At 57.2% G+C, this 26,464-nt stretch carries 23 protein-coding genes, 1 tRNA gene and 1 riboswitch; of the genes, 18 read left to right on the top strand and 6 right to left on the bottom strand.

All coding sequences use genetic code 11. The features are described 5' to 3' along the window. The first annotated feature begins 2 nt into the window (after positions 1 to 2). From IQ273_RS05630 to IQ273_RS05615, 4 genes are all read left to right on the top strand, one after another. On the top strand, positions 3 to 920 hold the full coding sequence (locus tag IQ273_RS05630; RefSeq protein WP_194022191.1) for a vitamin K epoxide reductase family protein: 918 nt from the start codon (positions 3 to 5) through the stop codon (positions 918 to 920). A 16-nt stretch (positions 921 to 936) separates the two neighbouring features. Then, the gene (locus IQ273_RS05625) at positions 937 to 2,040 is read left to right on the top strand and encodes a lipopolysaccharide assembly protein LapB (protein ID WP_194022190.1); all 1,104 of its coding nucleotides are present in this window, start codon (positions 937 to 939) and stop codon (positions 2,038 to 2,040) included. Between the two features lie 404 nt (positions 2,041 to 2,444). Next, a complete protein-coding gene (locus IQ273_RS05620; protein WP_228052409.1) occupies positions 2,445 to 3,329 on the top strand; it encodes a M23 family metallopeptidase in 885 nt (294 codons plus the stop codon). A 53-nt stretch (positions 3,330 to 3,382) separates the two neighbouring features. Next, on the top strand, positions 3,383 to 5,146 hold the full coding sequence (locus IQ273_RS05615) for a penicillin-binding protein 2 (RefSeq protein ID WP_194022188.1): 1,764 nt from the start codon (positions 3,383 to 3,385) through the stop codon (positions 5,144 to 5,146). A gap of 99 nt (positions 5,147 to 5,245) precedes the next feature. On the opposite strand, the gene IQ273_RS05610 is transcribed toward IQ273_RS05615, so the two are convergent. Next, on the bottom strand, positions 5,246 to 5,791 hold the full coding sequence (locus tag IQ273_RS05610) for a hypothetical protein (protein ID WP_194022187.1): 546 nt from the start codon (positions 5,789 to 5,791) through the stop codon (positions 5,246 to 5,248). Positions 5,792 to 5,806: 15 nt separating this feature from the next. Then, positions 5,807 to 6,349 (bottom strand): GNAT family N-acetyltransferase, encoded by a 543-nt coding sequence (locus IQ273_RS05605; RefSeq protein WP_228052407.1) that lies wholly within the window; start codon positions 6,347 to 6,349, stop codon positions 5,807 to 5,809. 503 nt (positions 6,350 to 6,852) lie between these two features. Between IQ273_RS05605 and IQ273_RS05600 the strand changes: the two genes are divergently transcribed. Both IQ273_RS05600 and IQ273_RS05595 read left to right on the top strand, forming a co-directional pair. Next, a complete protein-coding gene (locus tag IQ273_RS05600) occupies positions 6,853 to 7,206 on the top strand; it encodes a hypothetical protein (RefSeq protein ID WP_194022186.1) in 354 nt (117 codons plus the stop codon). Beyond that, positions 7,185 to 8,597 carry a transposase gene (locus IQ273_RS05595; RefSeq protein ID WP_194022185.1) on the top strand — a complete coding sequence of 471 codons (1,413 nt, stop codon included), beginning with the start codon at positions 7,185 to 7,187 and terminating at the stop codon, positions 8,595 to 8,597. The genes IQ273_RS05600 and IQ273_RS05595 overlap by 22 nt, the downstream gene beginning before the upstream one ends. A 592-nt stretch (positions 8,598 to 9,189) precedes the next feature. Here IQ273_RS05595 and IQ273_RS05590 read toward each other — a convergent pair. Then, positions 9,190 to 9,260 (bottom strand) — tRNA-Cys (locus IQ273_RS05590). Positions 9,261 to 9,456: 196 nt separating this feature from the next. Here IQ273_RS05590 and IQ273_RS05585 point away from each other — a divergent pair. The 5 genes from IQ273_RS05585 (at position 9,457) to IQ273_RS05565 (ending at position 15,744) form a co-directional block, all read left to right on the top strand. Next, a complete protein-coding gene (locus IQ273_RS05585) occupies positions 9,457 to 10,488 on the top strand; it encodes a hypothetical protein (RefSeq protein ID WP_194022184.1) in 1,032 nt (343 codons plus the stop codon). Between the two features lie 20 nt (positions 10,489 to 10,508). Then, a complete protein-coding gene (locus tag IQ273_RS05580; RefSeq protein WP_194022183.1) occupies positions 10,509 to 11,426 on the top strand; it encodes a DUF1822 family protein in 918 nt (305 codons plus the stop codon). A 26-nt stretch (positions 11,427 to 11,452) separates the two neighbouring features. Next, positions 11,453 to 14,275: a CHAT domain-containing protein gene (locus IQ273_RS05575; protein WP_194022182.1), complete on the top strand. Its 2,823-nt coding sequence runs from the start codon at positions 11,453 to 11,455 to the stop codon at positions 14,273 to 14,275. Positions 14,276 to 14,562: 287 nt separating this feature from the next. Beyond that, positions 14,563 to 14,778: a hypothetical protein gene (locus IQ273_RS05570; RefSeq protein ID WP_194022181.1), complete on the top strand. Its 216-nt coding sequence runs from the start codon at positions 14,563 to 14,565 to the stop codon at positions 14,776 to 14,778. 129 nt (positions 14,779 to 14,907) lie between these two features. After that, positions 14,908 to 15,744: a peptidoglycan-binding protein gene (locus IQ273_RS05565; RefSeq protein ID WP_194022180.1), complete on the top strand. Its 837-nt coding sequence runs from the start codon at positions 14,908 to 14,910 to the stop codon at positions 15,742 to 15,744. A 27-nt stretch (positions 15,745 to 15,771) separates the two neighbouring features. Here the strand turns inward: IQ273_RS05565 and IQ273_RS05560 are convergent, their stop codons facing one another. Next, on the bottom strand, positions 15,772 to 16,605 hold the full coding sequence (locus tag IQ273_RS05560; protein WP_194022179.1) for a creatininase family protein: 834 nt from the start codon (positions 16,603 to 16,605) through the stop codon (positions 15,772 to 15,774). Positions 16,606 to 16,700: 95 nt separating this feature from the next. After that, positions 16,701 to 16,756: riboswitch (Glutamine riboswitch) on the top strand. A gap of 42 nt (positions 16,757 to 16,798) precedes the next feature. Here IQ273_RS05560 and IQ273_RS05555 point away from each other — a divergent pair. From IQ273_RS05555 to IQ273_RS05540, 4 genes are all read left to right on the top strand, one after another. Further along, a complete protein-coding gene (locus tag IQ273_RS05555; protein ID WP_194022178.1) occupies positions 16,799 to 16,969 on the top strand; it encodes a DUF4278 domain-containing protein in 171 nt (56 codons plus the stop codon). A 186-nt stretch (positions 16,970 to 17,155) separates the two neighbouring features. Beyond that, the gene (locus tag IQ273_RS05550; protein ID WP_194022177.1) at positions 17,156 to 18,496 is read left to right on the top strand and encodes a PAS domain-containing sensor histidine kinase; all 1,341 of its coding nucleotides are present in this window, start codon (positions 17,156 to 17,158) and stop codon (positions 18,494 to 18,496) included. A 159-nt stretch (positions 18,497 to 18,655) separates the two neighbouring features. Next, positions 18,656 to 19,441 (top strand): pseudouridine synthase, encoded by a 786-nt coding sequence (locus tag IQ273_RS05545; protein WP_194022176.1) that lies wholly within the window; start codon positions 18,656 to 18,658, stop codon positions 19,439 to 19,441. Positions 19,442 to 19,457: 16 nt separating this feature from the next. Further along, positions 19,458 to 20,243 (top strand): RodZ domain-containing protein, encoded by a 786-nt coding sequence (locus tag IQ273_RS05540; RefSeq protein ID WP_194022175.1) that lies wholly within the window; start codon positions 19,458 to 19,460, stop codon positions 20,241 to 20,243. Between the two features lie 174 nt (positions 20,244 to 20,417). Here IQ273_RS05540 and IQ273_RS05535 read toward each other — a convergent pair whose 3' ends face one another. Continuing rightward, positions 20,418 to 21,245: a prohibitin family protein gene (locus tag IQ273_RS05535; RefSeq protein ID WP_194022205.1), complete on the bottom strand. Its 828-nt coding sequence runs from the start codon at positions 21,243 to 21,245 to the stop codon at positions 20,418 to 20,420. A gap of 161 nt (positions 21,246 to 21,406) precedes the next feature. Continuing rightward, positions 21,407 to 22,456, bottom strand: a complete 1,050-nt coding sequence (gene purM / locus IQ273_RS05530; protein WP_194022174.1) for a phosphoribosylformylglycinamidine cyclo-ligase — start codon at positions 22,454 to 22,456, stop codon at positions 21,407 to 21,409. Positions 22,457 to 23,094: 638 nt separating this feature from the next. Between purM and IQ273_RS05525 the strand changes: the two genes are divergently transcribed. From IQ273_RS05525 to IQ273_RS05515, 3 genes are all read left to right on the top strand, one after another. Then, positions 23,095 to 24,114 (top strand): septal ring lytic transglycosylase RlpA family protein, encoded by a 1,020-nt coding sequence (locus tag IQ273_RS05525; protein ID WP_194022173.1) that lies wholly within the window; start codon positions 23,095 to 23,097, stop codon positions 24,112 to 24,114. Positions 24,115 to 24,372: 258 nt separating this feature from the next. Beyond that, positions 24,373 to 25,977 (top strand): bifunctional pantoate--beta-alanine ligase/(d)CMP kinase, encoded by a 1,605-nt coding sequence (locus IQ273_RS05520; protein WP_194022172.1) that lies wholly within the window; start codon positions 24,373 to 24,375, stop codon positions 25,975 to 25,977. A gap of 31 nt (positions 25,978 to 26,008) precedes the next feature. After that, the coding region (locus IQ273_RS05515; RefSeq protein ID WP_194022171.1) for a shikimate dehydrogenase at positions 26,009 to 26,464 on the top strand (456 nt) is incomplete at its 3' end.

The following is a 26,464-nucleotide window of genomic DNA, read 5'->3' as shown; positions in this document are numbered from 1 at the left end:
TTATGCCGCGTAAACAAGCTACTCCCTGGACCCATCGCTATGCCCGCCCCCTGATAGCGGGGTTAGCGGCGGTTGGTGCTGTCGTCACCGCCTATTTAACGATCAACAAGCTCACAGGTAGCGCCACAGCCTGTCCTACCAAGGGCTGTGACATCGTGCTCTCTAGCCCCTATGCCACGGTGTTTGGCCAGCCGCTGGCCCTGTTTGGATTTTTGGCCTACGTGGGTATGGCGGTGATGGCGATCGCCCCGTTGCTGGTCAATGGATCTGAGCAAAAAGACCTCAGAGATAAACTCACCCGATTGACCCAACCCCTGCTGCTGATCGGCGGTACCGCCATGATGGTCTTTAGCGGCTACCTGATGTATCTGCTCACCGCAGAAATCCAGGCGGCCTGTCTTTATTGCATCGGCTCAGCGCTCCTCTCCACCAGCCTGTTTCTGCTTGCCCTCATCGGCCAAAATTGGTCTGATCTATCTCAACCCTTCTTTATTGGCAGCATTACAGCATTTCTGGTGGTGGTGGGCACGCTTGGCGTCTATGCCAATGTCAACAACCCCGTCGCCGAGGGCTCGGGCGATCAGCTCGGGCCTGCCATCACCACCCAGTCTGGCCCGGCTGAAATGGCTTTGGCCCAGCATTTGAAAGATACTGGCGCTATTTTCTACGGAGCCTGGTGGTGCCCCCACTGCCACGACCAAAAGCAGCTGTTTGGCCAGGAAGCCAGCCAGGTTATGCCCTACGTAGAGTGCGCCACCCCCGAGGGGCAAGAGCAAACCCCCGAGTGCCAGGAAGCTGGCATTACCGGCTATCCGACCTGGGAAATCAACGGTGAACGCCTTTCGGGGACGCAAACTCTGGAGGAACTTGCCCAACTCTCGGGCTATACCGGCCCTACCACATTTCAAAACTCGATTTAGCGCGAAGGAGAATCCCTTGAGACGTACAGGTAAACTATTGAGCCTGGTTGGTGTGGCGATGGGAGGGGTGTTGGCCGTGGCCTCTCCGGTAGGTGCCCACAGCCCTGTCCAGGTGTTGAGCGAGCAGGCCCAACGCGATGAACTCGCTGACTTGCTAGAGTCAGGGGCAGAGCTAGTCGAAGCCGGGGATCTGGCTGAGGCGCTGGCTCGTTACCAGCATGCGGCTGACCTCGCTGGGGACAACGCCAAAATCTTCTCGGCTATTGGCTACCTCCAGTCTCGTCAAAGCAACTTCCGAGAGTCTATTGCCGCCTTTCAAACAGCGATCGAGCTAGAGTCAGACAATCTGGCCTTTTATTTCGGCTTAGCCTACGCCCACAGCAGCCTAGGTGAGTACGAGGCGGCGGGCAACGCCTACCGGCAAATCCTGCGATTGCAGCCCGATAACCAGGCAGCTCAACTGGGGCTAGGCGCGGCGCTGTTTCAAACCGCAGCCTTTGAAGAGGCGCTGGCGATTTACACCAAGCTTTTGCAGCAAGACCCCAACAACCTACAAGCCGCCGAATCTATCGGCCTGATTTTGCTCCAGCAGGGCAATACCGACGCGGCGATCGCCGCCTTAGAACGGGCCGCTGCCCTGGCCCCCCAGACCAGCCAAATTCAGATGAACCTGGGCATTGCCCACCTCAAAGCAGGAGATATGGCCTCGGCGCTAACCGCATTTAGAACCGCAGCAACAGAAGAGCCTCGTAACGCCGATATTCGCATGCAGATTGGCTACCTGCTCTGGCAGCAGGGGAATCTAGACGCCGCCCTAGAAAGCTATCAGCAGGCGGCCCGGCTTCAGCCCGACTCGGTGATTGCCCACGATGCGATCGCCGATCTCTACTTCGAGCAGCAAGAGGTACTGATGACCATCGTCGCCCATCGTGCGGTGCTCGAACTAGCCCCCGACCATGCCCCTGGTTACTACCATCTAGGCGTTGCGCTAGAGGCGAGGGGCCGCCGAGCAGAGGCGATCGAGGCGCTGCAACGGGCCAAGACGTTACTCCTGGAGCAAGAAAACAGTGAAGACGCCCAGATTGTTGATCAACTGCTGCAAAAGCTCCAATCGTCCTAGCCTACCCAAGATACACAGACTGCACTTTCCACAAACTCTGCCGATACCGACATTGCTGAACTACGGAACGTTGAACCATGGCGACTGACAGTAGTAAAAGAGAATTTAACCCGTTCTTGGGGTACAGCTACTCTAGGCGGCTAGCAAGACTAGGGCGTGTCTTCCTGCTTGTGGGTGGGTTAAGCAGCGGGTTGGCGGTTGTACCGGCCCTGGCCACGACCGATATAGACTCATCACCCCCTATTCCAGCAGAGGCGTTGCTCCCGGCAGCAGCCAGTCCGTCCGGAGTCGGAAGCGTACCCCAATCTTCAGCCCCCGCTTCAATACAGAGTCCCGTAGAAGCGTTGCCCAGTGCGAGCGTTAGCGCACCTGCTCAAACACCCGAACGGACTGTACCCAATCAATTGCCCGCTAGTGCCCCTGTTCCAACTGGTGATAACAGCGTCTTTATTGACCCAACCGACTACAGCCTTGGGGCGACAGCGGCCCCAGGGGCTTCTCCTAATCTCGTGTTTGCAGAACGAGCAACGGGCTGTCAAATCACCGTAGCAGGGTCGCAAACCCCTCCCCAGTCTTCCTGTCAAGCAACTGACCCCGACTCTACCAGCCCACCTGCGGATAGTGGCGATGGTATTCAAGTGGGGCCTGTCACTATCAGCTCGCGCGGCGTCAGCTTGGGCGACACCACCATCGTTAGCCGAGCCCAATTAAATGAAAAGCTGCGGCCCTTAAACATCCTCCGGCGCGGCAATCAGGAATATGTTTTCCCCCTTTCTATTCCAGCCCCAATCACCTCGCTGTTCGGCTGGCGGATGCATCCCGTCCATCAAAACTGGCGGTTTCACGCTGGCACCGACTTGGGGTCTCCTGCTGGCACCCCTGTATTAGCGACTCGCTCAGGCGAGGTTGCGGTGGCCGATTCCCTTGGTGGCTATGGCTTAACGGTAATTCTGCGCCACGACGATGGGGATTTGGAGTCTCGCTATGCCCACTTGTCTAAGCTGGCCGTGCAGGCTGGGGAATGGGTTGAGCAAGGAGAAGTGATTGGTCTGGTGGGCAGCACCGGCACGGCGACTGGCCCCAACCTGCATTTTGAAATTCGCCAGCTAACTAATCAGGGCTGGATAGCAGCAGATGCCAGAGATATCTTGGACGACGGCATTGCTGAGCTGCTCAACGTTATCAACAATCCCTTGCAGGCATTGGGAACGGGTACCACTGGTGAAACCAGTGGCGCAGCGGCTCCCGCCGACTATCCCTTCCGCCCGGCCCAACCAAACGCTAGCTAGTGCCCTAGTCAGAGCATCTGTCATGGCCAAAAGTCCTTTCCCCCTTTGTAGCGATGGCTAACCCTACCCGCACCTCTGCTCGGCGCAACCAGAGACTAGCTCAGCAACGTCAACTGTTGGCCGTCACGAGCCGGGTGGTGGTGTGGCGGCGCGTCGTTGTCGTCTGGCTGCTGTTGATGCTGGCCTTAGTCGGGATTGGCGGGCGGCTGGTCTACTTACAACTGCTGCAAGGGGAGACCCTAAGCGCTCTAGCCGAACAGCAGCGAACACTGCCGACGCTGATTCGCCAAGCTCGTTACCCAATCGTCGATCGTTTTGGTGGCGTGCTGGCTACCGACCAGGTTGCCTATACCCTTTACATGCATCCCAAGCTGTTTAAACAGTCTGTCGCCGAGGTAACCGAGGCATTATCCCCCGTGGTGGCCATGCCACAGAATGAACTCTTGACTTTACTCAACCAGCAACCCACCGGTATTCGGTTTCCGGGTCAACTGTCAGAGGCGGTGGGCGATCGCATTCGGGCGTTACGCATCGACGGCCTAGAGTTGGTGCCTCAGCAGCAGCGGTTTTACCCCCAGCAGGAACTCTTTGCCCCGATCGTAGGATTCATTAATCTCGATGGGAAACCCCAGGCTGGGTTGGAGATGGCCTACGCCGAACAACTCGCGATCGCCGCGCCCCCATCGGTCGATCCAGCAGTGCCGTCGTTAGCGGGTGGGGCATCCCCGAACGCAAGCCTACGCCTGACCCTTGACAGTCGCCTGCAGCGAATTGCCCAGCAAGAACTAGAGGCGGTGGTTCAAGCCTATGACGCCCAGCGAGGCACTGTCATGGTGATGGATGCCCCGACCGGGGAAATTTTAACCTTGGCCAGCGTGCCCACCTATGATCCCAACCGCTACTACGAAGCCGATATCAGCGCTTTTCGCAATTGGCCAGTAAGCGACACCTACGAACCGGGCTCGACCTTTAAGCCGATCAATGTTGCGATCGCCCTAGAAGATCAAGTGATTTCTCCCAATGACGTCATCAACGACAGCGGGCGCATACAGTTTGGTAAATGGTTAATTAAAAACAGCGACTACAGCGAAGTTGGTGGCCGAGGCCCCATTTCAATTACCGATATCCTCAAGTATTCCAGCAACGTGGGCATGGTGCAGATCATGCAGAAGATGGCCTCCTCCAACTACTTCAACTGGCTGGAACGATTAACCCTAGACCAGCCTACAAAGATTGACTTGCCGTCTGAAGCCTCTGGGCAAATGAAACCCCGAGACAAATTCATTAACAGTCAGGTCGAAACGGCCACTACCTCATTTGGTCAAGGGTTTGCGCTGACACCGGTAAAAATGCTGCAACTGCTGGCCACTTTAGCTAATGGAGGCAACCTGGTAACTCCTCACATTGTCGAGGGCATGGTGGCAGAAGACGGTACCTATCTGTGGCAGACCGAACATGCCGATCCTAAAGCCGTCTTCTCACCACAAACCACCCAACAGGTGCTTGCCATGATGGAAGCAGTGGTCGCTGAGGGAACCGGTAAACCTGCCCAAATTGAGGGATACAGGGTTGCTGGCAAAACGGGCACAGCCCAGAAAGTTAACAACTCAACCGGTTATAGTTCTGCCCGTATCACTAGCTTCGTTGGCATCGCGCCTGTAGAAGCCCCCCGCTATGTGGTGTTAGCGGTCATTGACGAGCCCACTGGCGAGAACGCCTACGGTTCAACGGTAGCAGCTCCTCTGGTTAAACGGGTGATGGAGTCGCTGTTGGTGCTCCAGGGAGTATCTCCGAGTCGCCCTAGCGAAATGCAATGATGACCAGGGCAGTGCCTCAATCATGCTGGTGCATCTACTTTACTGAAGGCTTTTGAGCAACTCTGTTCTCAGTACTAAGAAATCTGGTACTGAGGTTGATTAGATAGTGAGGGTAGGAACTGCCGCTTCTTGCCCCATTTGTAGAATGTCTTTCGTCATTGTTTGGGAGGCCACATTCGCGATTGCCTGCCAGTCCTCTGTCGTGAACATCTGCGCAAGCATAGCGATCGCTTCAGCCCGAACTACCTTCTGTTCGTTGGGTGACGCCTGCTCTCCCTCTGCCAACAGCATCTCAATCCAGGCCCTTTGTTCGGGGGTAGGATGCCTCAGGTGACCATATAAGCATTTCTGCGCCTCCAGGTAGACAGCCTCTAGACTCCGCCCGAGCTGCCACGACTCTAACCACCCCTTCAACTCCGGTAACAAGATAGATAGCACTCGCACATACCACCGCTGCCGCTGCAAAGCTTCCGGCGAAGCCTCTTTGAGGAACTCCACATACGGCTGTAGACCCAGACCAGCCTCAACCGTCCCTTCCTCACTGGCGTGATCCGCATCTGCTTCCCGAACCCAAGCCTCGTCATTGAGCAAGTCCATCAGGTTGCCCGTTTTTCTCAGTTGCTCAGCCAAGATTGCATCATTCATAAGCGATTGGATGAGTTAGAGCGTTAAAGCGGCGTACTCGAAGTATACCAACCCGTCTTTGTCCGGGTCAGAGCCGTAATCCGGCATATTGTAACGTCGATAGAAAGCTTCCGCGTTCGGTATCGCATGTAGACCGACGCGCCCACCGTAACCTAACTCCACGCTACGCTGACGGGCAAAGAGTACGAGTGCTCGTCCGACCCCAATTAGATAGGGAGGATCTTCCAGTAACCAGCGATTCCACGGCGCAGAGGCTAAGTATTCGACATAGACCAGAGGAAACCGTTGCGGCAACCAGGAACGGTGCCATTGCGTTTCGAGCAAGATGACACCTTGAAGTAGTGCCTCAAACTCGATGCCGTAGGCCTCATAGCGATCATCATTGACAGCCAGTCGTAACTTATAGGCCCAGTCCCAACTGACGTCAGGCTGCTCTGTCTCCCGCAGAATGCCTGCCCAGATGTCATCAATTTGCCCGACCTGTTCCTGAGTCAACAATCCGATTGTCGCTGTGACGATGTCGTTTAGGGGTTTGGTTAATCGAATAGGACGGTTCATGGGCATTACATAGGAATGCCCTAAAGCTTATCAATGACTGTTCTTGACTCCATCAGCTAGGGAGCGAGATAACCGCAGCCCTCCAATGGAGACCACACAGCGCTGGCCCATGGTAGAGCGACAGCCTTCTGGACTGGTACTAAGCAGCAGACTGGAAACTGGTATAAAATTGGTATAAGCCTGAAAACCCTTGCCTAAAAGCCTTGTATATCAAGGAAATGTGTCAGCTTCCCAAGCTGAATGTCGTCGGTTCGAGTCCGATCACCCGCTTACTGTCCATTAAAGGATTATTTGTCCAGTTTTAAAGGATTAGTGTCCCTTTTGGACGAGAGAATAAGGCTTCCAGCGGTTGGGGGCCGTTTTTATTAGGTTCGGCAAACTTTTTCACTAGTTTTAAAGAATTATTTGTCCAGCTCTCAGGTTGGCGGCACTCATAGCAATACACTAGATCTAGTCACAGGCAAGCTGTACTATTCTCCTAGTGAATGTTGAGGATAGAGCTTATGAGCGCTCCAGTAGCAGAATTAACGACCGAGAAGGTCAACGCAGCCATCGCCATCATCTTTGAAGTTCTAGGAGAGCCCGAGACTGATATTCACCGTCAAGCACTCCAGTCGTTTCAGCAAGGCGATTACCAGACGGTAAAGCGCCTGTCCCTAGAGAACCTAAACGATTTCTACTGCAAAGCCTTGGGTTACCTTGGCGGAGCATTAAAACTGGACAGTGCGAAGTTCTCTAGCAGTGGGGAAGGGGAAGGAAAACGGACATGCCTGCGCTCTTGGGTGCTGTCATGTCCGAGACTGGCTGAAGTGATTATCAACAGCCAGGAATTATTATGGAGCTCTGCCAGCGCCTAGAGCAAATTCTTGGGGCCTTGCGCCCAGCCTTTAGTCGTGAGGCCTCGTTTCGATGGTTTGTCCTGTTCGTGTGGGGAGTACTGTTGAACACGCAGCCGCCAGCGGTGACCAGTTACCTCATTGCGATAGGACTAGGGGAAGAATACTATGCCCAAGCGCTGCACTGGTTTAAGTCGTGTGCCTTCAGCGTGGAGAGGCTGTGTGTGGGATGGGGTAGCTGGCTGAACGAGCAGGTTCATGTTCATCGAATCCAGGGACAGCGGGTCTATGTCGGCGACGGGATTAAGGTGGCCAAAGAAGGCCGCAAAATGCCTGGCGTGAAAGGGCTCCATCAAGAATCAGAGGACGTTAGTAAGCCGGAGTGGATTCGAGGTCATTACTTCAACGCCTTAAGCCTCCTGCTAGGGGCGGGTTCAGCCTACTTTGCCGTCCCGATTATCCTGAGAGTTCACGATGGTCTCACCGTCACCGCTGAGGCGACCGAGGTTCAGCCGAAGACCACCTTGGTGACGAAGATGGCCGACCTGTGTACGGCCTACGCCCAAGCCGGGAGCTACATCGTCTTGGATGCCTACTTTGCCTGTGAACCCGTGGTGACACGATTTCGACGTCATCAGCTGCATCTGATTAGCCGCGTGCGGAGCTCAACGGTTGCCCATGCTCAGTTTTCGGTGGTGCCGACGGTGAAAGGCCCTGGACGCCCCAGGCGATGGGGCAGCAGGGTGAAACTCCAGACCCTATTCGCACCGCTTGAGCACTGTCAGCAGACTCAGGTGTGGCTCTATGGTCAGCTTGTCACCGTCTATTACCAATGCTTTGAGTTTCATTGGGATAATCCCGAGACCACGGTGCGCTTTGTGCTCACCCAACTCGCTAATGGTCGGCAATTCATTCTGGTCTCCACCGATGGCTCGTTGAGTGGCCCCGAGGTGATTGCGGCCTATGGCTTACGCTTTAAGATTGAGCTCACCTTCCGCACCCTGATTCACCTGCTCGGGGGCTTTGCCTATCGCTTCTGGCTCAAAGCCATGACCCCAGCTCCAAGTTGGCCTAAAAATCTCAAGTTAGCGGACTACCCTGAGTCCGTTCAAGCCCAAATCCTGACTAAAGTGGAAGCACTGGAACGCTTTGTCAATCTCAATGCCATTGCCTTAGGGGTGCTTCAGGTATTGGCCTTAGAATTGCCCACCCTGGTCTGGGCACACTTCCCTCGCTGGTTTCGCACCCTGCCTAACCATGGCTACCCCAGTGAGCGCATTGTCCAACTCGCCCTCCAGTCTCAAGCCCAGGAGGTTTTTCCCAAAAGCCCGCCCACGCTACTTCTGCCTAAATTCCTAACCGCCAAGCTTGGCCCTCAGAAACCTCCTGAGTCTCTACCGTTGTCGGACTAAATCTAAACCTGGATCCACATAAAACTTGTGACTGTCCAGCATTAAAACTTATCGAAATCAATAGCACAGGCTTGTGTGGCGCGGCCCCGCGCTCTCGATGCTTGTTGACGTTCGGCTTTGCGAACGCCTTAGCGTAGTATTGCAGGTCTTTAAGCATCGTTTAGCCAGAAGGGGCAGCTGGCGCTAAGCTTCTCTCAGCCTGTCCATCCAAACGGCGCAGGCTTCTCTAAAGTAGCTCGGCGGGTTTTGAAATTCATCGGTTAGTGAAATTTCCTTAACCTCAGCTAGTTGGGCCCAGCAACCAGCGGCCTACCAAAACGGCTAATAAATCTCCCGGTAAGTGGGGGGCTGCCAAAACTCGAACAGATCTCAATCCATGTAGGCGTAGGCGATCGCATGCCGCACCTCCGCCATTGTCTATTGCACTAATAGGGCCACCGAGCGCCCCTCCGTTTACCCCAGCTTTACCCCAATCGTGGCCTCAGCCATGCTTAAATTGGCTCAAACAACAACAGCGAGAGCCATACTCAAATGTTGTGCCCTCACTGTTAAATTAGGGAGCTCAACCCCTCAATTTAGGGGATTACTGCAAAGGCGACACCCGGATTCGAACCGGGGGTGGAGGTTTTGCAGACCTCTGCCTTACCACTTGGCTATGTCGCCACCTTATCAGCTTCTGAGTATAGCAAACTCAGGGGGGCAATCCAATTGCGATGTTGGCAGGTTAGGGCAGAGTGGGTCAGGGTTTGTCGTAGCGACCCGCTCCAGCGTCTAGCGCCGGTTGGTGCCTAGCCAACGGTAATTCCATAACAGCCTGTACAGCATCTGATATAGCCATAGATGTCACGGGATTCCCGGAGTGATCACGTATTCTATATGGGACTGGAGCATTTACCGATTGGGGAACAACTGCGACATGTGCGACGATGCGCAACTTCAGAGTTGGCTGGAGAAACTTTGCGCCCCCGAATCAGAGTTAACGCCGCTGGCACGGCACAAGATATTGTCACGCCTGATGCTGTGCATTGCGCGATCGCCCCGGCTTTGGCGCGATTCTCATCAAGACTACGCCATGGCATTGAACCGAACTCTAGTGTGGGTGCGTAAAGACATTTGCAAATTTGACCCTGGAGACGGTTCTGTTTCGGAGGCTTTGCTGCGCTGGGTAAACGGCACACTCAAACGGCGAGTGCAGGATTTGAGAGGTGCTAGGGGGCTGGGGGCCGAGGATGACAGAACCGATCGCGACTACCGTCGGATTGCAAAACTGGGGCTCGGGCCACCCGTAGAGCTAGACAAACCCGTCATTGACAGTCAGGGACACACCACAACCCAAGCGCCCCTGACCGCCGATCCAAAATCGGGACGCTATACGCTGCTAGAGCAGTGGATCGAGCGCTTACAGGCTCAGCAATATCAACGCATTGGGCAGCAGGTCAGGGCGTACCTGGAATCCGACCCCCACGGGGTATTGCGAGCCTGTCAGTCGAGAAAATATCCCGACTGCCACTGCCAAGGGCTGGTGCAGGGGCTGTACCTGAGCCAGCCACCGCTGACCCAGCGGGCGATTGCCACCCAGCTCAAGGCCAATGAGCAAACCGTTTATACCCACTGGCGCGACAAATGCCTGCCGCTGCTGCAAATCATTGCCCTACGGCACGACCCCCAAGTGCGAAACTACCTGCAAGTTCATTCCGATCGCGACTTTGGCCAGGGCCAGCTTGAGGGCACAGAACACGGCAGCTGTCTGGAATTGTCGCAGCGCCTGCTGTTGTCAGAAGTGCTCTCTCCCCTGCGGGCGATCGCCAAAGAGCTGCGCGTCAACGAAACCGATTTGGTAGCCCACTGGCAAACCCAGTGCCTGCCTCACCTCAAACGCCACCGCTTGTAATCTAGTCTAGGGATGCTGCTATGACCGCGATTGAACTAGTGGGATTGCCCGTTGCCCTCGACCGCGAGGCCCACGACCACGCCGCCCGTCTGGCGGCAGAGCAGGCAACCCCCGCCGAGGGCAGGCGCGTATACCTAAATACACTGGCGGTGTGGGCAGTGCATACCTACTGTCAGTGGTTAGACATCGCCACCGCCGTCAGCGAGGGCGATAGCTGGCAGCCGGGGCTAGCGGCCCTGCTCGATGGAGCCGACCTCTCCATTGTGGGGGTGGGGCGGCTAGAGTGCCGCCCAGTATGGCCTGGCGAGCGATCGTTTACGCTGCCGCCAGAGGCGCTGGACGATCGCATTGGCTGTGTAGCGGTACAGTTTTTCGACACCCTCGATCGGGTAGAACTGGTGGGTTTTTTGCCGCCGCTACCAGACGATTTTACGGTGGTTGAACCGCTCACCGTTTCCATCGACGACCTGCTGCCCCTCGATGCCCTGCTCAATGCGCTGCATCCGGTGGCGAACCTGCGGCAGTGGCTAGAGGGACTGCTCGACTCGCCAACCTGGCAGCCACCCGAGCAGCTTTTAGCTACCACCCGCTATCGCCCCAGCCTTCCAGCAACCGCTCAAACCATCAGTCAGGCCAAGCCCATCACCCTGGGAGAATCGGCCCAGTTGGTCGTCTTGGTGGTGCAGGTGATCGCTGCCGCCGCTGCCGACCATTTGACGGTGCGCCTGCGGCTCTATCCTGCCAGCAGCAAAGCCCTTCTGCCGCGCCAGATCAACGTTGTGGTACTCAATGATCTGGGGGACGTGCTGCTAGAAACCGAAACCCAGGCCGATGCGGTCTACACCGAACTGGTGCTAACAGACTGCCAACCCGGCGAGCAATTTAGCGTTCGCATCACCTATCGATCGGCCAGCGCCATCGAAGAGTTTATGGTTTAGCTAAACATCAGGGAGCGCATGAGGCTATGGCTACGGTTCGCTTAATCGTCAGGCGGCAGAGTGAAACAGATCCAGCGGCGGGCTTTCGGGTCACGTTGGATGCTAGCGATTTGAGGCGAGAAGACACAGAGGGTACCCTGCCGCCCCTGCCGCCCGACCTGCGCCAGGCTCTGAGCGATTGGAAGCTGGCCTACGCAGGCCAGGAGGGGGTGCGATCGCACTTTCGCATCATGGCCGTTGAGACCACCCAGCGTACTGTGCAAGAGACCAACGCCCTAGTCGAGGCGATCGAGCAGGGCTTTAGAAGCTGGCTGCGGCCCGTAGATGACGGTTGGCTGCGCATTCGCGAGGCCATGGCCGTCTTGCTCTATCAGCCGCCTCCAGACCTGCGACTGATTATTGATTTGGGCAGCAATACCGAACTCAAGCGCTTGCCCTGGCAAGATTGGGATCTGCTGTCGTCTCACTTTCGCGATGCCGATGCGGCCTTTCGGCTATTTAACGACAGCCGCCACCAGATCCTGACCACCACCTATCCCCGCAGTGCCAAAATTAGACTCTTGGTGGTGATTGGCGAAAGTACCGGCATCAACTCCTGCCAAGATCTCGCCAGCATTATTCAGCTGCAGCACAACGATCCCGAGCGGGTTGAGGTTGTACCACTGCTGCAACCGACGCCCGAGGTGCTGCAAAAAGCGCTGGAGGATCCCCAGGGGTACCACATCTTTATCTATGTCGGCCACAGCTACAGCCACGACGATGGCCAGCGAGGCTGGCTGATGCTCAACGAGCACGACGAACTGAGCATTCGCGATTTTCAGCGGGCGCTCAGGCGCGCCATTGAGAAGGGGCTACAGCTGATCATCCTCAACTCCTGCGATGGCCTGGGGCTAGCCCAGCAGATTGCCCGCCTCGATGCGCCCCGCTGCATCGTCATGAAAGAACCCATCCCCGACGATGCGGCGGTGGAGTTTATCGAGCGCTTCTTTCAGCAGTTTGTGGTCGAGGGGCGATCGCTCCAGGCGGCAGTACGCAAGGCTCGCCAGGGGCTAGAGGCCTTCAACAACCGCTATTCTGAGGTCACCTGGCTGCCGACTCTCTTTGTCAAGCAAAATACACCCCCCCTCACCTGGCAAACCCTGATCGACCACCTAGAACCATCCCCCAGCCTGCCTGCTGGCGTGGATGTCTCCCGATCCAGTGGGCGTCGGGAACCGCGTCATAGGTCGGCCCAACGCTGGCCAGGCTGGGCCACCGTTGGACTAGGCGCGGCGGGGGTGCTGGGGGGTGCGATCGCGGCTTTTGGCCTCCTGCGCGAGCCGCCGTCGCCAGAGCTGGGCAGCACTCCGTTACCAACCGAGAGTCGGCGCTTGATCAGCGCTGGCGGTAACTCGGCACTGGAGGGCAACCCTGAGCTAGCATCTCCCTACGCCGAGCTAAAGCAAGCCGGCATGAAAGCCTTTGCCGACCGTGAGTACGACGAGGCCCAAGCGAGCTTCGCCAGCATTCGCACCGAGGCAAAGCGCGATCGCGATCGCCTGCTGGCCCTACCCGAGGGCGATCGCACCGACGCCGACCGGGCGGCCTTAAATGCCGCTACCAGCGCTCTACTCGACCCCACCGTGCTGATTTTTCAAAACAATGCCGAGGTCAGACACCGCCAGGCGGAGACCGGCGCAATGATCTACACCATTGCCGCCGCCGTTCCCCTCGACGAACAGGCCGTCGACATCGGCCAAGAAATGCTGCGGGGTATCGCCCAAATCCAAGACCAGACGGTCAACGGTGGCGGTCCTGAGAGCCTACCCCGGGTCAACCTGGAGGTAATTATCGCCAACGATCGCAACAACCGGGAGCAAGCCCAGGCCACGGCCCGAGGCCTAACCCAGGTCGATATCGACGGGCGCAGCGTGCTCGCCGTCATTGGCCACTACCTCAGCGCGACCACCTGTGCCGCCCTCACCCAGGCCTACAACGACGCCAACCTGGTGGTCATTTCTCCCCTCAGCACCAAAACTGGCCTGCGCAGCGAGTGTGGCCCCTCCCCCAACAGCCCAGCCACCTTTTTCTTTCGAAACACCTCATCAACCGCCATCGAGACCCAAACGTTGGTGAACTATTTAGAAGAGCTGAGGCTAGCGGGGGCAGCCTCCACTGTGGCGATGTTCTACCGGGCTGGCGAGTCCTACAGTGCCGACATGCTGGCCGAGTTCGAGCAGGCACTGGGCTCTCTAGGGGTCGAGATTGTAGAGCGCTTCGACCTGGCCGCCAGCGACTTCGACGCCGCCACCGCCTTGGCCCAGGTGCCCAATGTCGGTGCCCTAATTGTGATTCCTGACGGGCGCAATGCCAATAACAGGGCCTTTGACAATGCGATCGCCGTGATCAAGCAAAATGCTGGCCAAAAAGTCATCTTGGGTTCTAATCCGCTGTACAACTCAGCGGTGATCGAACCAGCCGGTGGCCTTGCCAACCTCACCGATCGGGTCTTTATCGCCACCGATTGGCACAAGCAATGCGCTCCCCAAGCGTTCAAGCAAACGACCCAAACCTACTGGCCTGGCGGCGTCAACCGCACCACCACCCTGCCCTATGAGGCCGTGCAGGTGCTGCTGCCCTACCTGGAGGGCGAAACAACCTCTAGTCGTCTGCGGCATCAGCTAGAAGGCTTGGCAACAACCAGCAATAAGCCTGTCAGCCAAATCTTTGACCAGCCCACCACCATCAGCTTTGACGAAAATGGCGATCGCCGCGAGCTGACCCAGCGCATTCTCACCACTTTCGGCACCAACCCAGCCGATCCCTTGGTTGTAGAAGGCGATTGCCCCCCTCCAGCGACTTCCGGCTAGGTTCCAACGGACGAGTAAAACACTTGCAACAGGGCTGGCGGCCGGACTTCCGGCTGCCCTGCGACGGCTGCTCCAGGTTTACATCACAGCTAGCTGAGCCAAAAAACCATAATTCCGCTGGCTGTAGACGACATAGCACCAGGAGGCCGATCGCGCTTTTTCAGCCTTAACCCCAAAAACCATAACGGTGACTCAATCCACCGATAGGTTATTGGGACGCGCTAAACGCCTCCCCCATCGAGTGTCCATGGACGCTCGTTCGTTGCCCCATCACCTGAGAGGTCGCCATGTTTTTTATCGCTCAAGCGTCAGAAGAAACCTTTGCTCGACTGGTTAACGGTGTCGTCGACAGCCACGATGCCGATCAGCTCAGGGTCAGGGTCTTTGGCAGCTTTTGGAAGGCAGAACTTGCCCCCACGGCGGCACATTGCCCCGTGGCCCACGGGCAGAAAGTGCAGGTTTTAGGCCGTAAGGGTTTTAGCCTCGTCATTGCCCCCGCCTAAGCGCGAGCCCCATAGCCCCAGGGGCAGCGCTAATGGCCACTGTCCCTGGGTGCTGTCACCCGTGCAGCGCCAAGATTTCTTATTCGCGAGTCGTTGTTTAGTTCGCCCCCCTAAACTGGAGTGTCGATTATGGTTTGGAACGTTTTTAAGGCGCTTTTTCCCTCCCCCAAGTCAATTCCTGCGGCGATCGCCTGGGAAACCAAACTCAGCATTCGCCCCGTGCTACACAGCAAACGCACCCCCGAACTGCTGCAGCAAGCCACCCACGATTTGCAGCGCAAGCTGATGGACAAAGGATTTTTAGCCCACGACCAGATCAGCGGACAGTTTGACCAGCCTACCCAGGTCGCAGTTGAGGCGTTTCAGCGCAGTAACGGCCTCAAGGTTGACGGAGTGGTCGGCCCGCTCACCTGGGCCGCCCTCTGCTACCCCACCCTGGCGCTCAATACGGCTGGGGCTCAAGATCACAGCAGCGACATCCTGCGGCTGCAAAAAATTCTGGTCAAAGAGGGCTTTCAGGCTGAGATCACCGGAAAATTTGATCGAGCTACCGACAAAGCCCTGCGCCGATTTCAGCGCTACTACGGCCTGCGCGCCGACGGCGTGTGCGGCCCCGTCACCTGGACCATGATGCTGGGTCAGCGCCTGATGCCCCAGCCCAGCCTGTGGCCCTGGAGTCGCCTCAGCTACCAGGGCGAGCGGATCGCTGAGCAGCTGCTGATCATTGCGGCGGTCTGGGCCGGCATCAGGTGGAACCCGCTGGGCATTGATCAGCAGGAACTGTCGCTGCTGGCGGCCCTGGTGCTGGCCTACGGGCTTACCATGGTCGGCCCCCTCACCATTGAGAAGGTTTTACCCAATAGCCTCAGCCACGAGCATCACCCCCTTTTGCGCTACGCCCCCTACGTCATGGTGGGTTTACTGTGGAGCCCTATTCTTAAGGCAGTGACAGCGGCCCTGTCTTGAGCCAGGTTGAGAGCAGGCGGCGCTTATTCATTGAGGGCTGTCTCCGATCGCCGCTGCTCTCTCTGGTTTAGGTTGGCGAAAGCGATAAATATCGGTGAGCGCAGTGACCCAACCGGAGGCTAAAGACTCCAGCAGCTGATCTCCTTTTTCCAAAGTTGCTACGGTCGGGTCACCCAGTACTCCGCTGGCACTGAGATCGCGCGTTACCCAGGCAAAGGGCAGCGCGCCCTCCATCGTCAGCCAGCTATCGGTGGGCAAATTTTGCGGAAACTCGGCTTTGGCCTGCTCTATGCGCACCTGGTCAGGCAGTATTGACAGCATCAGGCTGGTTTCGGCATCCCCCGCGTGAATGCCCAGCTCCATCTCTTTTGGAGTGAGCAAATCGCCAGCGCAGTTGGGCACCGCCCACACAAACAGTGGAAACACCATTAAGTCGGCGTGGGCCAGGTGCAGATCGCGGGCGGCGATTTCGAGCACCTGGGGCTGACCACCGTGGGCATTGAGCAGCACCAGCTTGCGAAATCCGGCCCGATAGATACTTTCAGCCACGTCGTGAATGACCCGCAGCAGAGTGTCTGCCGAGAGGGTAATAGTGCCAGGAAAGTGCCAGTGCTCGTTCGATTTGCCGTAGTAGAGCGGCGGCAAACTGTAGACCGGAATGGCCGCATCGAGCTGAGTCAGCGCCTCGCCCAGCACGGTTGTGCAAATAGCGCTGTCTACAACCAGCGGCAGGTGGGGGCCATGCTGCTCGATCGCCCCCATCGGCTGCACAATCACGACATGCTCGCGATCGGGCATCGCCTCAATATCGGTCCAGGTGAGGTAGGGAAAGTAGCGGTGGGGCGGGATAGGGCTATGCATGGTAAGTGAGTAGGTGGGCAAAGCAAATGTTATGATTCCCTGATGAGTCGACTTGACAACTCGGGGCTAAACGGTAACAATAAATACAGAAACAAATCGTTCATCTCTCTCAGAGAGACGGAAGTAGAGTTACAACTCGAAGGAACGCGCCTCTGTTTATACACACCTTCACTCATTTAAGGAGAGGCGAAAGATGTCCTTGACATATCGCGGCGTTGATTACGAACAAGTTACCCCTCAGGTAGCTATTTCTGAAGAAGTTATTGGCCGGTATCGTGGTGCGGTCGCCACCCGCCACGTCGCCAAGCAAGTTAAAGCCGACCATCCCCAAGGTCTTAAGTACCGTGGGGCCGTGGTTCGCTAAGCGAAGTTTGCCCGGTTAGGCTAGGCGCTGGCTCCAGCTGTGGGTTTTTGACCCCGCTGGAGCCAGCGTTTGTTAGAGGGGCAATGGAGATCCTGAATTTGGCTAAAGCACCTCTAATGGGGGTGCTTTTTTGTGCAGGAGGCTTAGACAATATTACTATTGTGTCTATGTCGTCCAGGAGAATCGTTGGCTATTTTTGCGTATCTGCTGGGGTTGGCTACAGGGGCACTGCTGCTAATCTGGCAGCAGCGGCGACAGCGTCGCCGTGAGCAGCGGCTGATGAAAACTCTAAAGACGACCGATTGGCCTACGGCCCTGGGGCAAGTTGAGCAGCTAGTTCAAACTCAACCCCAGCAGCAGAGGCAGCTGCGATCGCTCGGTACCAGCCGCGATACTCTGGAGCGCATTTTACAGACGGCTCCGATCGGCTATCTCCAGGTCGATGAAGAAAATCAGCTAATTTGGTGCAATGAGCAGGCCAATCGGCTGCTAAAAATGAATCAATCTATAGCCGGACCTGTCCAGCGGCGGCGACTGCTGCTAGAGGTGGCCCGCTCCTATGAACTCGATGCCCTGATCGAAGAAGCCCGCGAAAAGCAAACCTGTTGCCAGCGGGAGTGGATGCTGTACCAAATCTCTCCCGATCCGCTGCATCCTAAAGAAGAGCCGACCTATCCCCTGCGGGGCTACGCCCTTCCCCTCGACAACGGCGAAGTGGGCGTATTTTTGGAGAATCGCCAGGAGGCGGCCCTGCTGGTGCAGCAGCGCGATCGCTGGACTTCTGACGTGGCCCACGAACTCAAAACCCCCCTCACCTCGATTCGACTCGTGGCCGAAACCCTTCAGTCCCGCGTTGATGACGGCCAGCGGCGCTGGCTCGATCGGCTGATCAACGAAACCATTCGCCTCAGCAACCTGGTCGAAGATCTGCTTAATCTCAGTCGGATTCAGGGTGACCAGTTTCAGGGGCTCACCTTAGAGCCGGTCGATCTGCCCCAGCTAATTCAGCGAGCCTGGGTCAGCCTAGAGCCGCTGGCCCAGGTCAAAGGGCTATCCCTAACCTACGACGGCCCCTCCCACTGTTTGGTCAACCTCGACGAGACTCTGTTTCACCGGGTGCTGCTCAATCTGGTTGACAACGCCATCAAACACAGTCCCAGTCGCGCCACCATCTTTGTCCACTTAACTACGCCCGAATACGAGGCTAGGGTTAGCGATCGCCCATCCGACTCCATCATCCTTGAGGTGATGGATATGGGTTCAGGCTTTAGCGCCAAAGATTTGCCCCACATTTTCGATCGCTTTTACCGCGCCGACCCGTCTCGCAGCCGCAGTGACCCACTGATTGACCTGCCCCCTGTCGATCCTGGGGTGGCCACCGAGGTGAGCCGAGGTACTGGCCTGGGTCTAGCGATCGTGAGTCAAATTGTAGAGGCCCACAACGGCACCATTACCGCCGACAACCACCCCGATTTGGGCGGCGGTTGGCTGCAGCTACAGCTGCCAGCCACTGCCCAAATTAAGTAATTCCAAGTCCTATAAGAACCGAAATTTAACAGTAAAAACACCGAAATCTATGGTTAGAGACTAAGAATTTATACTCAGGCAGCCTAAATTGCTGGCATAATTGTTAAGTTAGTTACTTAATCCTGCTGGGCCACACCCCGCCCTATTGATCATCACGCCATGGCAGAGCGACTGCAGAAAATTTTGTCTCAGTATGGCCTGGCCTCCCGACGGCAGGCCGAACAGATGATCGAGTCTGGACAGGTGCGGGTTAATGGGGAAGTCGCTCATCTCGGCCAGCGGGCCGACCCAAACTGCGATCGCATTGAAATCAATCAACAACCCCTTCAGGCCCATCGCCGCCCTACCCATCACTACCTGCTGCTGCACAAGCCTTTAGGTATGGTGTCTACCTGCGCCGACCCCCAGGGGCGACCCACTGTGCTGACCGTGCTACCGCCCGACTTCCAAACCCTAGGTATTCATCCCGTCGGGCGGCTCGATGCTTATACCACTGGGGCGCTGCTGCTCACCAACGATGGCGACTTCACCTTTCGGCTCACCCATCCTCGCCACGATATTCCCAAAACCTATCATGTATGCGTAGAAGGGCAGGTGCAGCCAGATGCTCTTGAGGTATGGCGTCAGGGCATCTGGCTCGACCATCGGCCCACCCGCCCCGCTGAGGTAACGGTGATAGCCAGAGGCCAAAACCAAACTCAGCTCGAAGTCGTACTACAAGAAGGGCGCAACCGACAAATTCGACGAGTCGCCCAAGCCCTAGGCTACCGGGTGCTAGACTTACACCGAACTGCAGTGGGTTCAGTGGAGTTAGGCAACCTCAATGTGGGGTCTTACCGGGCTTTATCATCTGCCGAAATTGAGGCATTATTAGCAGAGTCATCGGTTCAATCACCTCCCCTTACAAAGCTGCCTCCTCCATCAGTAAGCCATTCGCCGTCTTGAGCTAGATTTTCCCTGTATGAAGACAAAAGAGTTGGTTGACCCTAATGCTGTTTATCGAGAGCAGCTTGTAGAACTGGGTACCCTACTGCGGGCGGCTCGCCAGCAGCAGGGGCAAACCCTAGAAGCTCTCGCTGAAACAACCCTAATTCGGCCTAGCCTAATGGCAGCCATTGAACAGGGTGACTTAGATGGACTGCCAGAGCCTGTCTATATTCGCGGGCTGATTCGCCGCTATGGTGACGCCCTTCAGCTCGATGGTGAGACCTTAGCCAGCCAATTTTTTGCCCCACCCCGCATCCAGCGCCGCTCTTGGAAAGAGACCCCAGCGGCTCAGCTGCGCCCCCTCCACCTTTACGGGGCCTACTTTATGCTGCTGATAGCGGCAATTAGTGGACTCTCCTACCTACTGCGGCAAACCGCCCCAGAGGTGACGGTGCTGCCGCCCCTAAATCCTCTCGATGGCGCACAAACCGGATCCGAAGTCAGCCCCAGTGCTGGCAATGTTCCTGCCGATCCGACTCCGCAGCCCGCAGCCCCCCAGTCTCCGATCCAGGTCAAAATGACCCTAACGGCTCAGTCTTGGTTACGCATCACGTCCGATGGTCAAACCGAGTTTGAAGGCATTATGCAGCCTGGCGATAGCCGACTGTGGACCGCAGATCAGGCGCTCACTATCCGGGCTGGCAATGCCGGTGCCGTGATGGTCAGCTACAACGATCGCCAGGCCGAAGCCCTCGGCCAGCCGGGCATGGTGCGAGAAATCACCTATTCGCCCGCAGAAGCGATTAGCTTGGCCTGGTAATTGGTTATCGTTCACGGTTAGTCTTCGAACTGGAGTTTTCGCACGGGTGGCCCAGAGCGTCCTTTCGTCAAAGCATACTTTGAGTTGAAGGTCAGACAGGCTCAACGTTTGAACCTGCCTGACCTTCGACTTGCTATTGATTCACCCCGTAGCAAACTGATAGCGCGGTGCCTGCTAGCTGGGTTGAGCGATCGCCACCTCGTCCTCTGCGGCCTGCTGCATATCCAGAATGAAGGGTATGTTGCTGCCTTGACCGACGACCAGTACTCGGGGTACTTGGGCACCGCCGTCTTTCCAGGCCTCGATCGCCTCTTTTTGTAGCACTAGAGCGCCGCCCTCGGCCTTCAAGGTTTCGGCAATTAGCCGCTGAGACTCGGCTCGGCCCTTAGCCCGGTTGATTTCGGCCTGGGCCTCTTGCTCGGCTTCCTGGGCAATATAGACGGCACGGCGGGCTCGCTGCTCGGCAATTTGCTTATCTTCTACAGCCTTGGCAAAATCGGTCGAGAAGGTGAGATCGACCACGCTGGTATCCAGCACTAAAATGCCGTACTTAGCCAAGCGCGTGGTCAGGGCGTCGTCAAAGTCTTGCTTTAGCTCAGCCCGCTGGGTAATCGCCTCTTCTACGGTGCGGCGTGCGGCGGCAATTTTGAAAGACTCCTGGGTTTGGGGAGCCACAATTTTAGACACCAAATTTTCTAGAGTGCCCTGGGTGCGGCGAATATTGACGACCTCAGTCGGGTCGAGGCGAAAGTTAATGGCAAAGCGACCCGATAGATCCTGCAGGTCTTTGGTTGAGCTTTGGGCCGGCACCTCAAACTTTTGCACGGTGACGTCATACACATCGACGTTTGAGACCAGGGGCGGCTTCAGGTGAATGCCTTCTAGCAGTGCCCCATCCTGGGATTTACCCAGTACGCTCAGCACGCCGGCCTGGCCGGGGTTGATGATCACAAAGCTACTGGTTACCAGGGCCAAACCTACGATGGCGAGAAAACTCAGCACGACTGGTGGCCAGTTTAAATTCGAAGATTTCAACGGAAGTTCCTAATTATGCTGCCCTTCTACGGTATCGGCTATTCAGCTGAGCGGGGAGGTTCTTCAGCAAGGCTTTGGATTAAGCGCTTCAGATCCACAGACGCAGTGCAGCCGAGGTACTGACTAGGCTAGTCGGCTAGCCCCATCACCTGGCCCGAACCAGCCACCACTTCGCCAATGGCGTAGGCGGCTACCTGGTGCTTGGCTAGCCAGGCCAGGGTCTGATCGACGTGGTTGGCGGGAACGACTAGCGCAAACCCAAGCCCCATGTTGAAGGTGTTGTAGAGAGCGCCCTCGGGTACCTCACCTGCCTCAGCCAGCCAGTTAAACACGGGAAGCACAGGCCAGCTGCCCGCTTGGAGATGAATGCTCTGGTCTGGCCCCAGGCAGCGGGGAAGGTTTTCGGGCAAGCCACCGCCAGTAATATGGGCCATGCCGTGGATAGCCAACCCCTCTTGGCAGGCCTTCAGCACAGGCTCTACGTAGATGCGGGTGGGAGTAAGCAGCACCTCGGCTAAGCTCAGGTCGCTGAGGGTGGGTACGACCTCGTCCCAGCGGTAGCCCGTGCCACCGTCAGGGCGCTGACCCTCGGCGACAACCTTGCGCACCAGGCTAAAGCCGTTGCTGTGCAAGCCACTGCTGGCTAGGCCAATGACGCGATCGCCCACCTCTACCTGGCTGCCGTCTAAAATCTGGGACTTTTCGACTACACCCACGCAAAAACCCGCCAGGTCGTACTCACCAGGGCCATAAAAACCGGGCATTTCAGCAGTTTCGCCGCCGAGCAGGGCACACCCCGCCTGGTGACACCCCGATACAATGCCCTCGACGACCTCCGCCAGGGCAGCGGGTTCGAGCTTACCTGTAGCTAGATAGTCGAGGAAAAACAGCGGTTCAGCCCCGCTGGTAAGAATGTCGTTGACGCACATGGCCACCAGATCAATGCCGACGGTGCTGTGGCGCTGGGTCACCTGAGCAATTTTGAGCTTGGTGCCGACCCCGTCGGTGCCCGACACCAGCACCGGTTCGCGGTAGCCAGTAGGGAGTTCGCAGAGGCCGCTAAACCCTCCTAAGCTACCCAGCACCTCGGGGCGACGGGTGCTGTCTACCAGGCTGCGGATGCGCTGCACAAAGCCACGCCCTGCCTCTACGTCTACACCGGCATCCCGATAGTCCATGGGGTTTAAAGATCCTTTTGTGTGGGCCAGTCTCTTACCTTAAAAACGGGGGTGAGCTTCGTCAATGGGGCAGGTCACTGGCAGCGGCGATCGCCGGGCTTTACCAATCTAATTTCCTGGATATTTTTCTCAGAACCGGATCCAAGTAGCGATACTTTTGGCAGATTCTTGCGGTCCTTAGAGCACTAGACTTTGTTCCCTCAATTTGCGATCGCCGAGAGAATTTGTATCGAAAAATACAGTTTGCGTCCCAAAAACTTCACCCTTTGCTGACAAAACCCAGCCCAAGTGACGGGCAGACTGATTATTTTTACATAACTCACTTGACTGAACTCATAAATAATTCGAAATTCAACCGAGCCTTGGTAGGGCTGATCAGCCCAGTCATGGCAGTCAGTTGAGCCATTCATGTAGGGTTAGCTACTTTTTTATTTTGCAGCGGAAGTATAAGTCATCGGGATCTCCCCGGATTCGCAAGCCTGGCTGAACGTGCTAAGTTACATTTCGTCAAAAAAAACCGAAGGCCAATTTGCAACGAGTACGGGCTTTAAGGCGATTCCTGTGTCGTCTGTTCTAGGTCATTTTTACTAACCCAGAATTTTATCCCCTGCTCTTTCTGTTGAATTCTTTTGGTGTACATGAAACATTCCGTATTGGGCGGACTGACGGTTGCCGTCGCTATGTCCGTCTTTGGAGCACCTCTGCCCAGCCACGCCCAGGACAGCAACAGCGGTCTTTCTTTGGATCCCGAAGCAGAGCATCATGCTGAAGCTCTGTCGCTCACTGACTACCCTGATGCAGGTCAACCTGCCGACTCTGACCCTTCAACTTTTGAGCCTGCCGAGCCTGCCGAACCTGAATCAGCCTTACTCATTCAGCCCTCTGACGAAGCATCCCAAACCTTAGATACGGCTACAGTATTTCCCCACGCCCTCGATGCTCGCCAGGCCGCTACGGTTTACATTCGATCGATACCTGTCATCACCCTAATTGGGGGTGAGCTGGAAACCCTAAGTGCCGGCAATGGGGCGGTTGCAACGCCTCCCGATGCCCAGGAGCCCCTGCGGCAGGCAAGCGGTATCGTGGCTCGGCTACAAACGCTTGCCGCCGATGGTGATGCCAATGCGATCGAAGCCCGTTGGGAAGACGAGTCGGAAGCGTTTGTGGTGGCCTGGGGTGACGAAACCCTACTCACCGTTAACGACAAAGTCATCCTGCCCGACACTACCGCTAACCCCGGCGAAGATGCGCTTCAAATGGCAAACCGGCTGCGGCGCTTGCTGGGCGATGCTCCTCCCTTAGCTCGGGTTGAAGGGTTGCCCGAACCAGCCGTTGAGGTCAACCGGGTGGGTGTGGTTGCCTCTAGCCTGACAGGCATGGCCTCCTGGTACGGCCCTGGGTTCCACGGTCGCCGGAGCGCTAGCGGTGAAGTGTTTGACCAAAACGCTCTAACGGCGGCCCATCGTACCTTGCCCTTTGGCACCCAGGTGCGCGTCACCAACTTATCTACTGGCCAGTCGGTGGTGGTGCGGATTAACGATCGCGGCCCCTTTGGCCATGGTCGAGTGATTGATCTATCGGCGGCGGCGGCAGGCCAAATTGGTTTGAGAGCCAGCGGTGTTGGTCGGGTGCAGGTAGACGTGCTCTCGACCCAGTAGCCTCTATCAAAAGCCTCGGCCAAATCTCTGCTGAGGCCCAAATCAACCCTCTCCATAGCCCCAAATGGAGAGGGTTTTTGGTGGGTTACCCTAGCTATAAGGCCTGTAAGGCTGTAGTGGGGGTGAGATAAAGGCATGGAAAAGCAGAGGCTGGGGCGATATGCTCCTGACTTTAAATCTGGTACGGTAAAACCTTTGAAAAGGGGTGGCCAGAAGTTTAGCTGTCACATAGGCTCATGCGGCAAAGGGTAGAACATTGTGCGGGTACTCAAGGCGGTTGAAGGCTTAACGCGCTACTTAGTCCAAGCGCGCCAGGGCCAGGGTAAAACGTGCACCAGCGGCACGGGGTTGGGGCCAGCTGACCGCATTGAAGTGGGGCTGGTGCCCACAATGGGGAACCTGCATCGGGGGCATCTGAGCCTAATTGAGCGAGCCCGGCGGGAAAATGCCCTGGTGGTGGTCAGTATTTTTGTTAATCCGCTCCAGTTTGGCCCTCAGGAAGACCTGGCCCGCTACCCCCATACCCCCAACCAAGACCTGCAGCTGTGTGAGCAGGCCGGGGTGGATGCTGTGTTTATGCCAACCCCGGCGGCGTTCTACGGCACCGCTGCCCCACAACCCAGCGACCTGACCCAGGTGGTGCCCCCCCAGGCCATGACGGCTGTACTCTGCGGTCCCCATCGTCCGGGCCACTTTGAGGGGGTAGCGACGGTAGTGACTAAGCTACTGAGCCTGATCGCCCCCGATCGCGCCTACTTTGGCTACAAAGACGCCCAGCAGCTAGCCATTCTGAAACGTCTGGCGCAAGATTTGAATCTGCCGGGCCGAATTGTGGGCTGCCCCATCGTGCGCGAAGCCAGTGGTTTGGCACTTAGCTCGCGCAACGCCTATCTGAGTGCAGCCGAACGTCAGCAGGCCGCTGCCCTCTACCGAGGCCTGGTGGCAGCCCAGAGCCGCTTTAAGGCGGGCGAGCGTCGCCGCACGGCCCTAGTTGCCGCTGTGCACCAGGAGCTAGCACAGGAGCCTAGCCTGCAGCCGCAGTACGTGGAGCTGGTGCACCCTGAAACTCTGCAACCGCTGGAGCGGGTAGAGACCCTGGGCATGGTCGCGATCGCGGCCTATCTGGGCACCACCCGGCTAATTGACAACCTGCTGCTGCGCGATCGCCAGCCCATTGTGGCCATTGACGGCCCAGCGGGGGCAGGCAAGTCGACGGTGGCACGACGGGTGGCCCAGCGGCTAAACCTGCTCTACCTCGACAGCGGGGCCATGTACCGGGCCATAACCTGGCTGGCCTTAGAGCGAGGGGTGGATCTGCACGACGAGGTGGCGATCGCAGAGTTGGTCAGCGACTGCGACATTCGCCTGGCCGCCTCGGGGGACGACCCCGCCTTCGCTGCGTTCCCCAGCCGAATTTGGGTGAATGGGCAGGAGGTAACTCAGCTAATTCGCAGCTCGGCGGTGACCGAGCAGGTTTCGCTCGTGTCGGCCCAGCCCACGGTGCGCCAAACCCTCCTGCGCCAGCAGCAGCAGTATGGCGTTACAGGCGGTGTGGTGATGGAAGGCCGCGACATCGGCACCCAGGTGTTTCCCCAGGCGGAGCTGAAAATCTTTCTGACCGCCTCAGTGGCAGAACGGGCTCGCCGCCGCCAGCGTGACCTGGCCGCCCAGCAGCAGCCAGCGGTATCCCTCAAAGAGCTAGAGCTGGCGATTGACGAGCGCGATCGCAAAGACAGCAGCCGGTCAGTGGCTCCCCTGCGGCAGGCCGACGATGCGATCGCCCTCATTACCGACAACCTCTCCATTGAAGACGTAGTTGAGAAGATCGTGCAGTTGTTTAATGAGAAAGTGATGGGCAAGTAATGTCATCCCTTGCTCATCACTCACTTTTGTTATGCCTATCACCGGATCCACTCAACTGCTTGGCGTTATCGGTGACCCGATTGCCCACTCGCTGTCGCCCGTTATGCACAATGCAGCTTTGAAAGAGCTGGGGGTTGATATTGTGTATGTGGCGTTTCCGGTCGCGGCGGAGGGGCTGGAGGCGGCGATCGCAGGGTTCGCGGCCACTGGGGTGCAGGGGTTTAGCGTCACCATTCCCCACAAGCAGGCGATCGTGCCGCTGCTGGCAGAGCTAACGCCCGAGGCTCAGGCGGTAGGGGCCGTCAATACTGTGTGGCGTACCGAGCAGGGCTGGGCGGGCACCAATACCGATGTGGCTGGGTTTGTCGCTCCCCTTAAGGAATGGCAAGACTGGTCTGGCAAGACGGCTCTGGTGTTGGGCAACGGCGGGGCGGCCCGAGCGGTGGTGGCAGGGTGTGGGCAGCTTGGCTTTGCCGTTGTCCAGGTC

Source organism: Nodosilinea sp. LEGE 07298, assembly GCF_015207265.1.
Classification (GTDB): domain Bacteria; phylum Cyanobacteriota; class Cyanobacteriia; order Phormidesmidales; family Phormidesmidaceae; genus Nodosilinea.
The sequence above is the reverse complement of the archived record's forward strand: the minus strand, read 5'-3'. Positions and strand labels throughout refer to the sequence as shown.

Bases quoted from the DNA above. Each gene is read 5' to 3' on its own strand.
- IQ273_RS05630 (WP_194022191.1), top strand. From the start codon at position 3: ATGCCGCGTAAACAAGCTACTCCCTGGACCCATCGCTATGCCCGCCCC.
- IQ273_RS05615 (WP_194022188.1), top strand. From the start codon at position 3,383: ATGGCTAACCCTACCCGCACCTCTGCTCGGCGCAACCAGAGACTAGCT.
- IQ273_RS05610 (WP_194022187.1), bottom strand. From the start codon at position 5,791: ATGAATGATGCAATCTTGGCTGAGCAACTGAGAAAAACGGGCAACCTG.
- IQ273_RS05605 (WP_228052407.1), bottom strand. From the start codon at position 6,349: ATGAACCGTCCTATTCGATTAACCAAACCCCTAAACGACATCGTCACA.
- IQ273_RS05600 (WP_194022186.1), top strand. From the start codon at position 6,853: ATGAGCGCTCCAGTAGCAGAATTAACGACCGAGAAGGTCAACGCAGCC.
- IQ273_RS05595 (WP_194022185.1), top strand. From the start codon at position 7,185: ATGGAGCTCTGCCAGCGCCTAGAGCAAATTCTTGGGGCCTTGCGCCCA.
- IQ273_RS05580 (WP_194022183.1), top strand. From the start codon at position 10,509: ATGACCGCGATTGAACTAGTGGGATTGCCCGTTGCCCTCGACCGCGAG.
- IQ273_RS05575 (WP_194022182.1), top strand. From the start codon at position 11,453: ATGGCTACGGTTCGCTTAATCGTCAGGCGGCAGAGTGAAACAGATCCA.
- IQ273_RS05570 (WP_194022181.1), top strand. From the start codon at position 14,563: ATGTTTTTTATCGCTCAAGCGTCAGAAGAAACCTTTGCTCGACTGGTT.
- IQ273_RS05565 (WP_194022180.1), top strand. From the start codon at position 14,908: ATGGTTTGGAACGTTTTTAAGGCGCTTTTTCCCTCCCCCAAGTCAATT.
- IQ273_RS05560 (WP_194022179.1), bottom strand. From the start codon at position 16,605: ATGCATAGCCCTATCCCGCCCCACCGCTACTTTCCCTACCTCACCTGG.
- IQ273_RS05555 (WP_194022178.1), top strand. From the start codon at position 16,799: ATGTCCTTGACATATCGCGGCGTTGATTACGAACAAGTTACCCCTCAG.
- IQ273_RS05545 (WP_194022176.1), top strand. From the start codon at position 18,656: ATGGCAGAGCGACTGCAGAAAATTTTGTCTCAGTATGGCCTGGCCTCC.
- IQ273_RS05540 (WP_194022175.1), top strand. From the start codon at position 19,458: ATGAAGACAAAAGAGTTGGTTGACCCTAATGCTGTTTATCGAGAGCAG.
- purM (WP_194022174.1), bottom strand. From the start codon at position 22,456: ATGGACTATCGGGATGCCGGTGTAGACGTAGAGGCAGGGCGTGGCTTT.
- IQ273_RS05525 (WP_194022173.1), top strand. From the start codon at position 23,095: ATGAAACATTCCGTATTGGGCGGACTGACGGTTGCCGTCGCTATGTCC.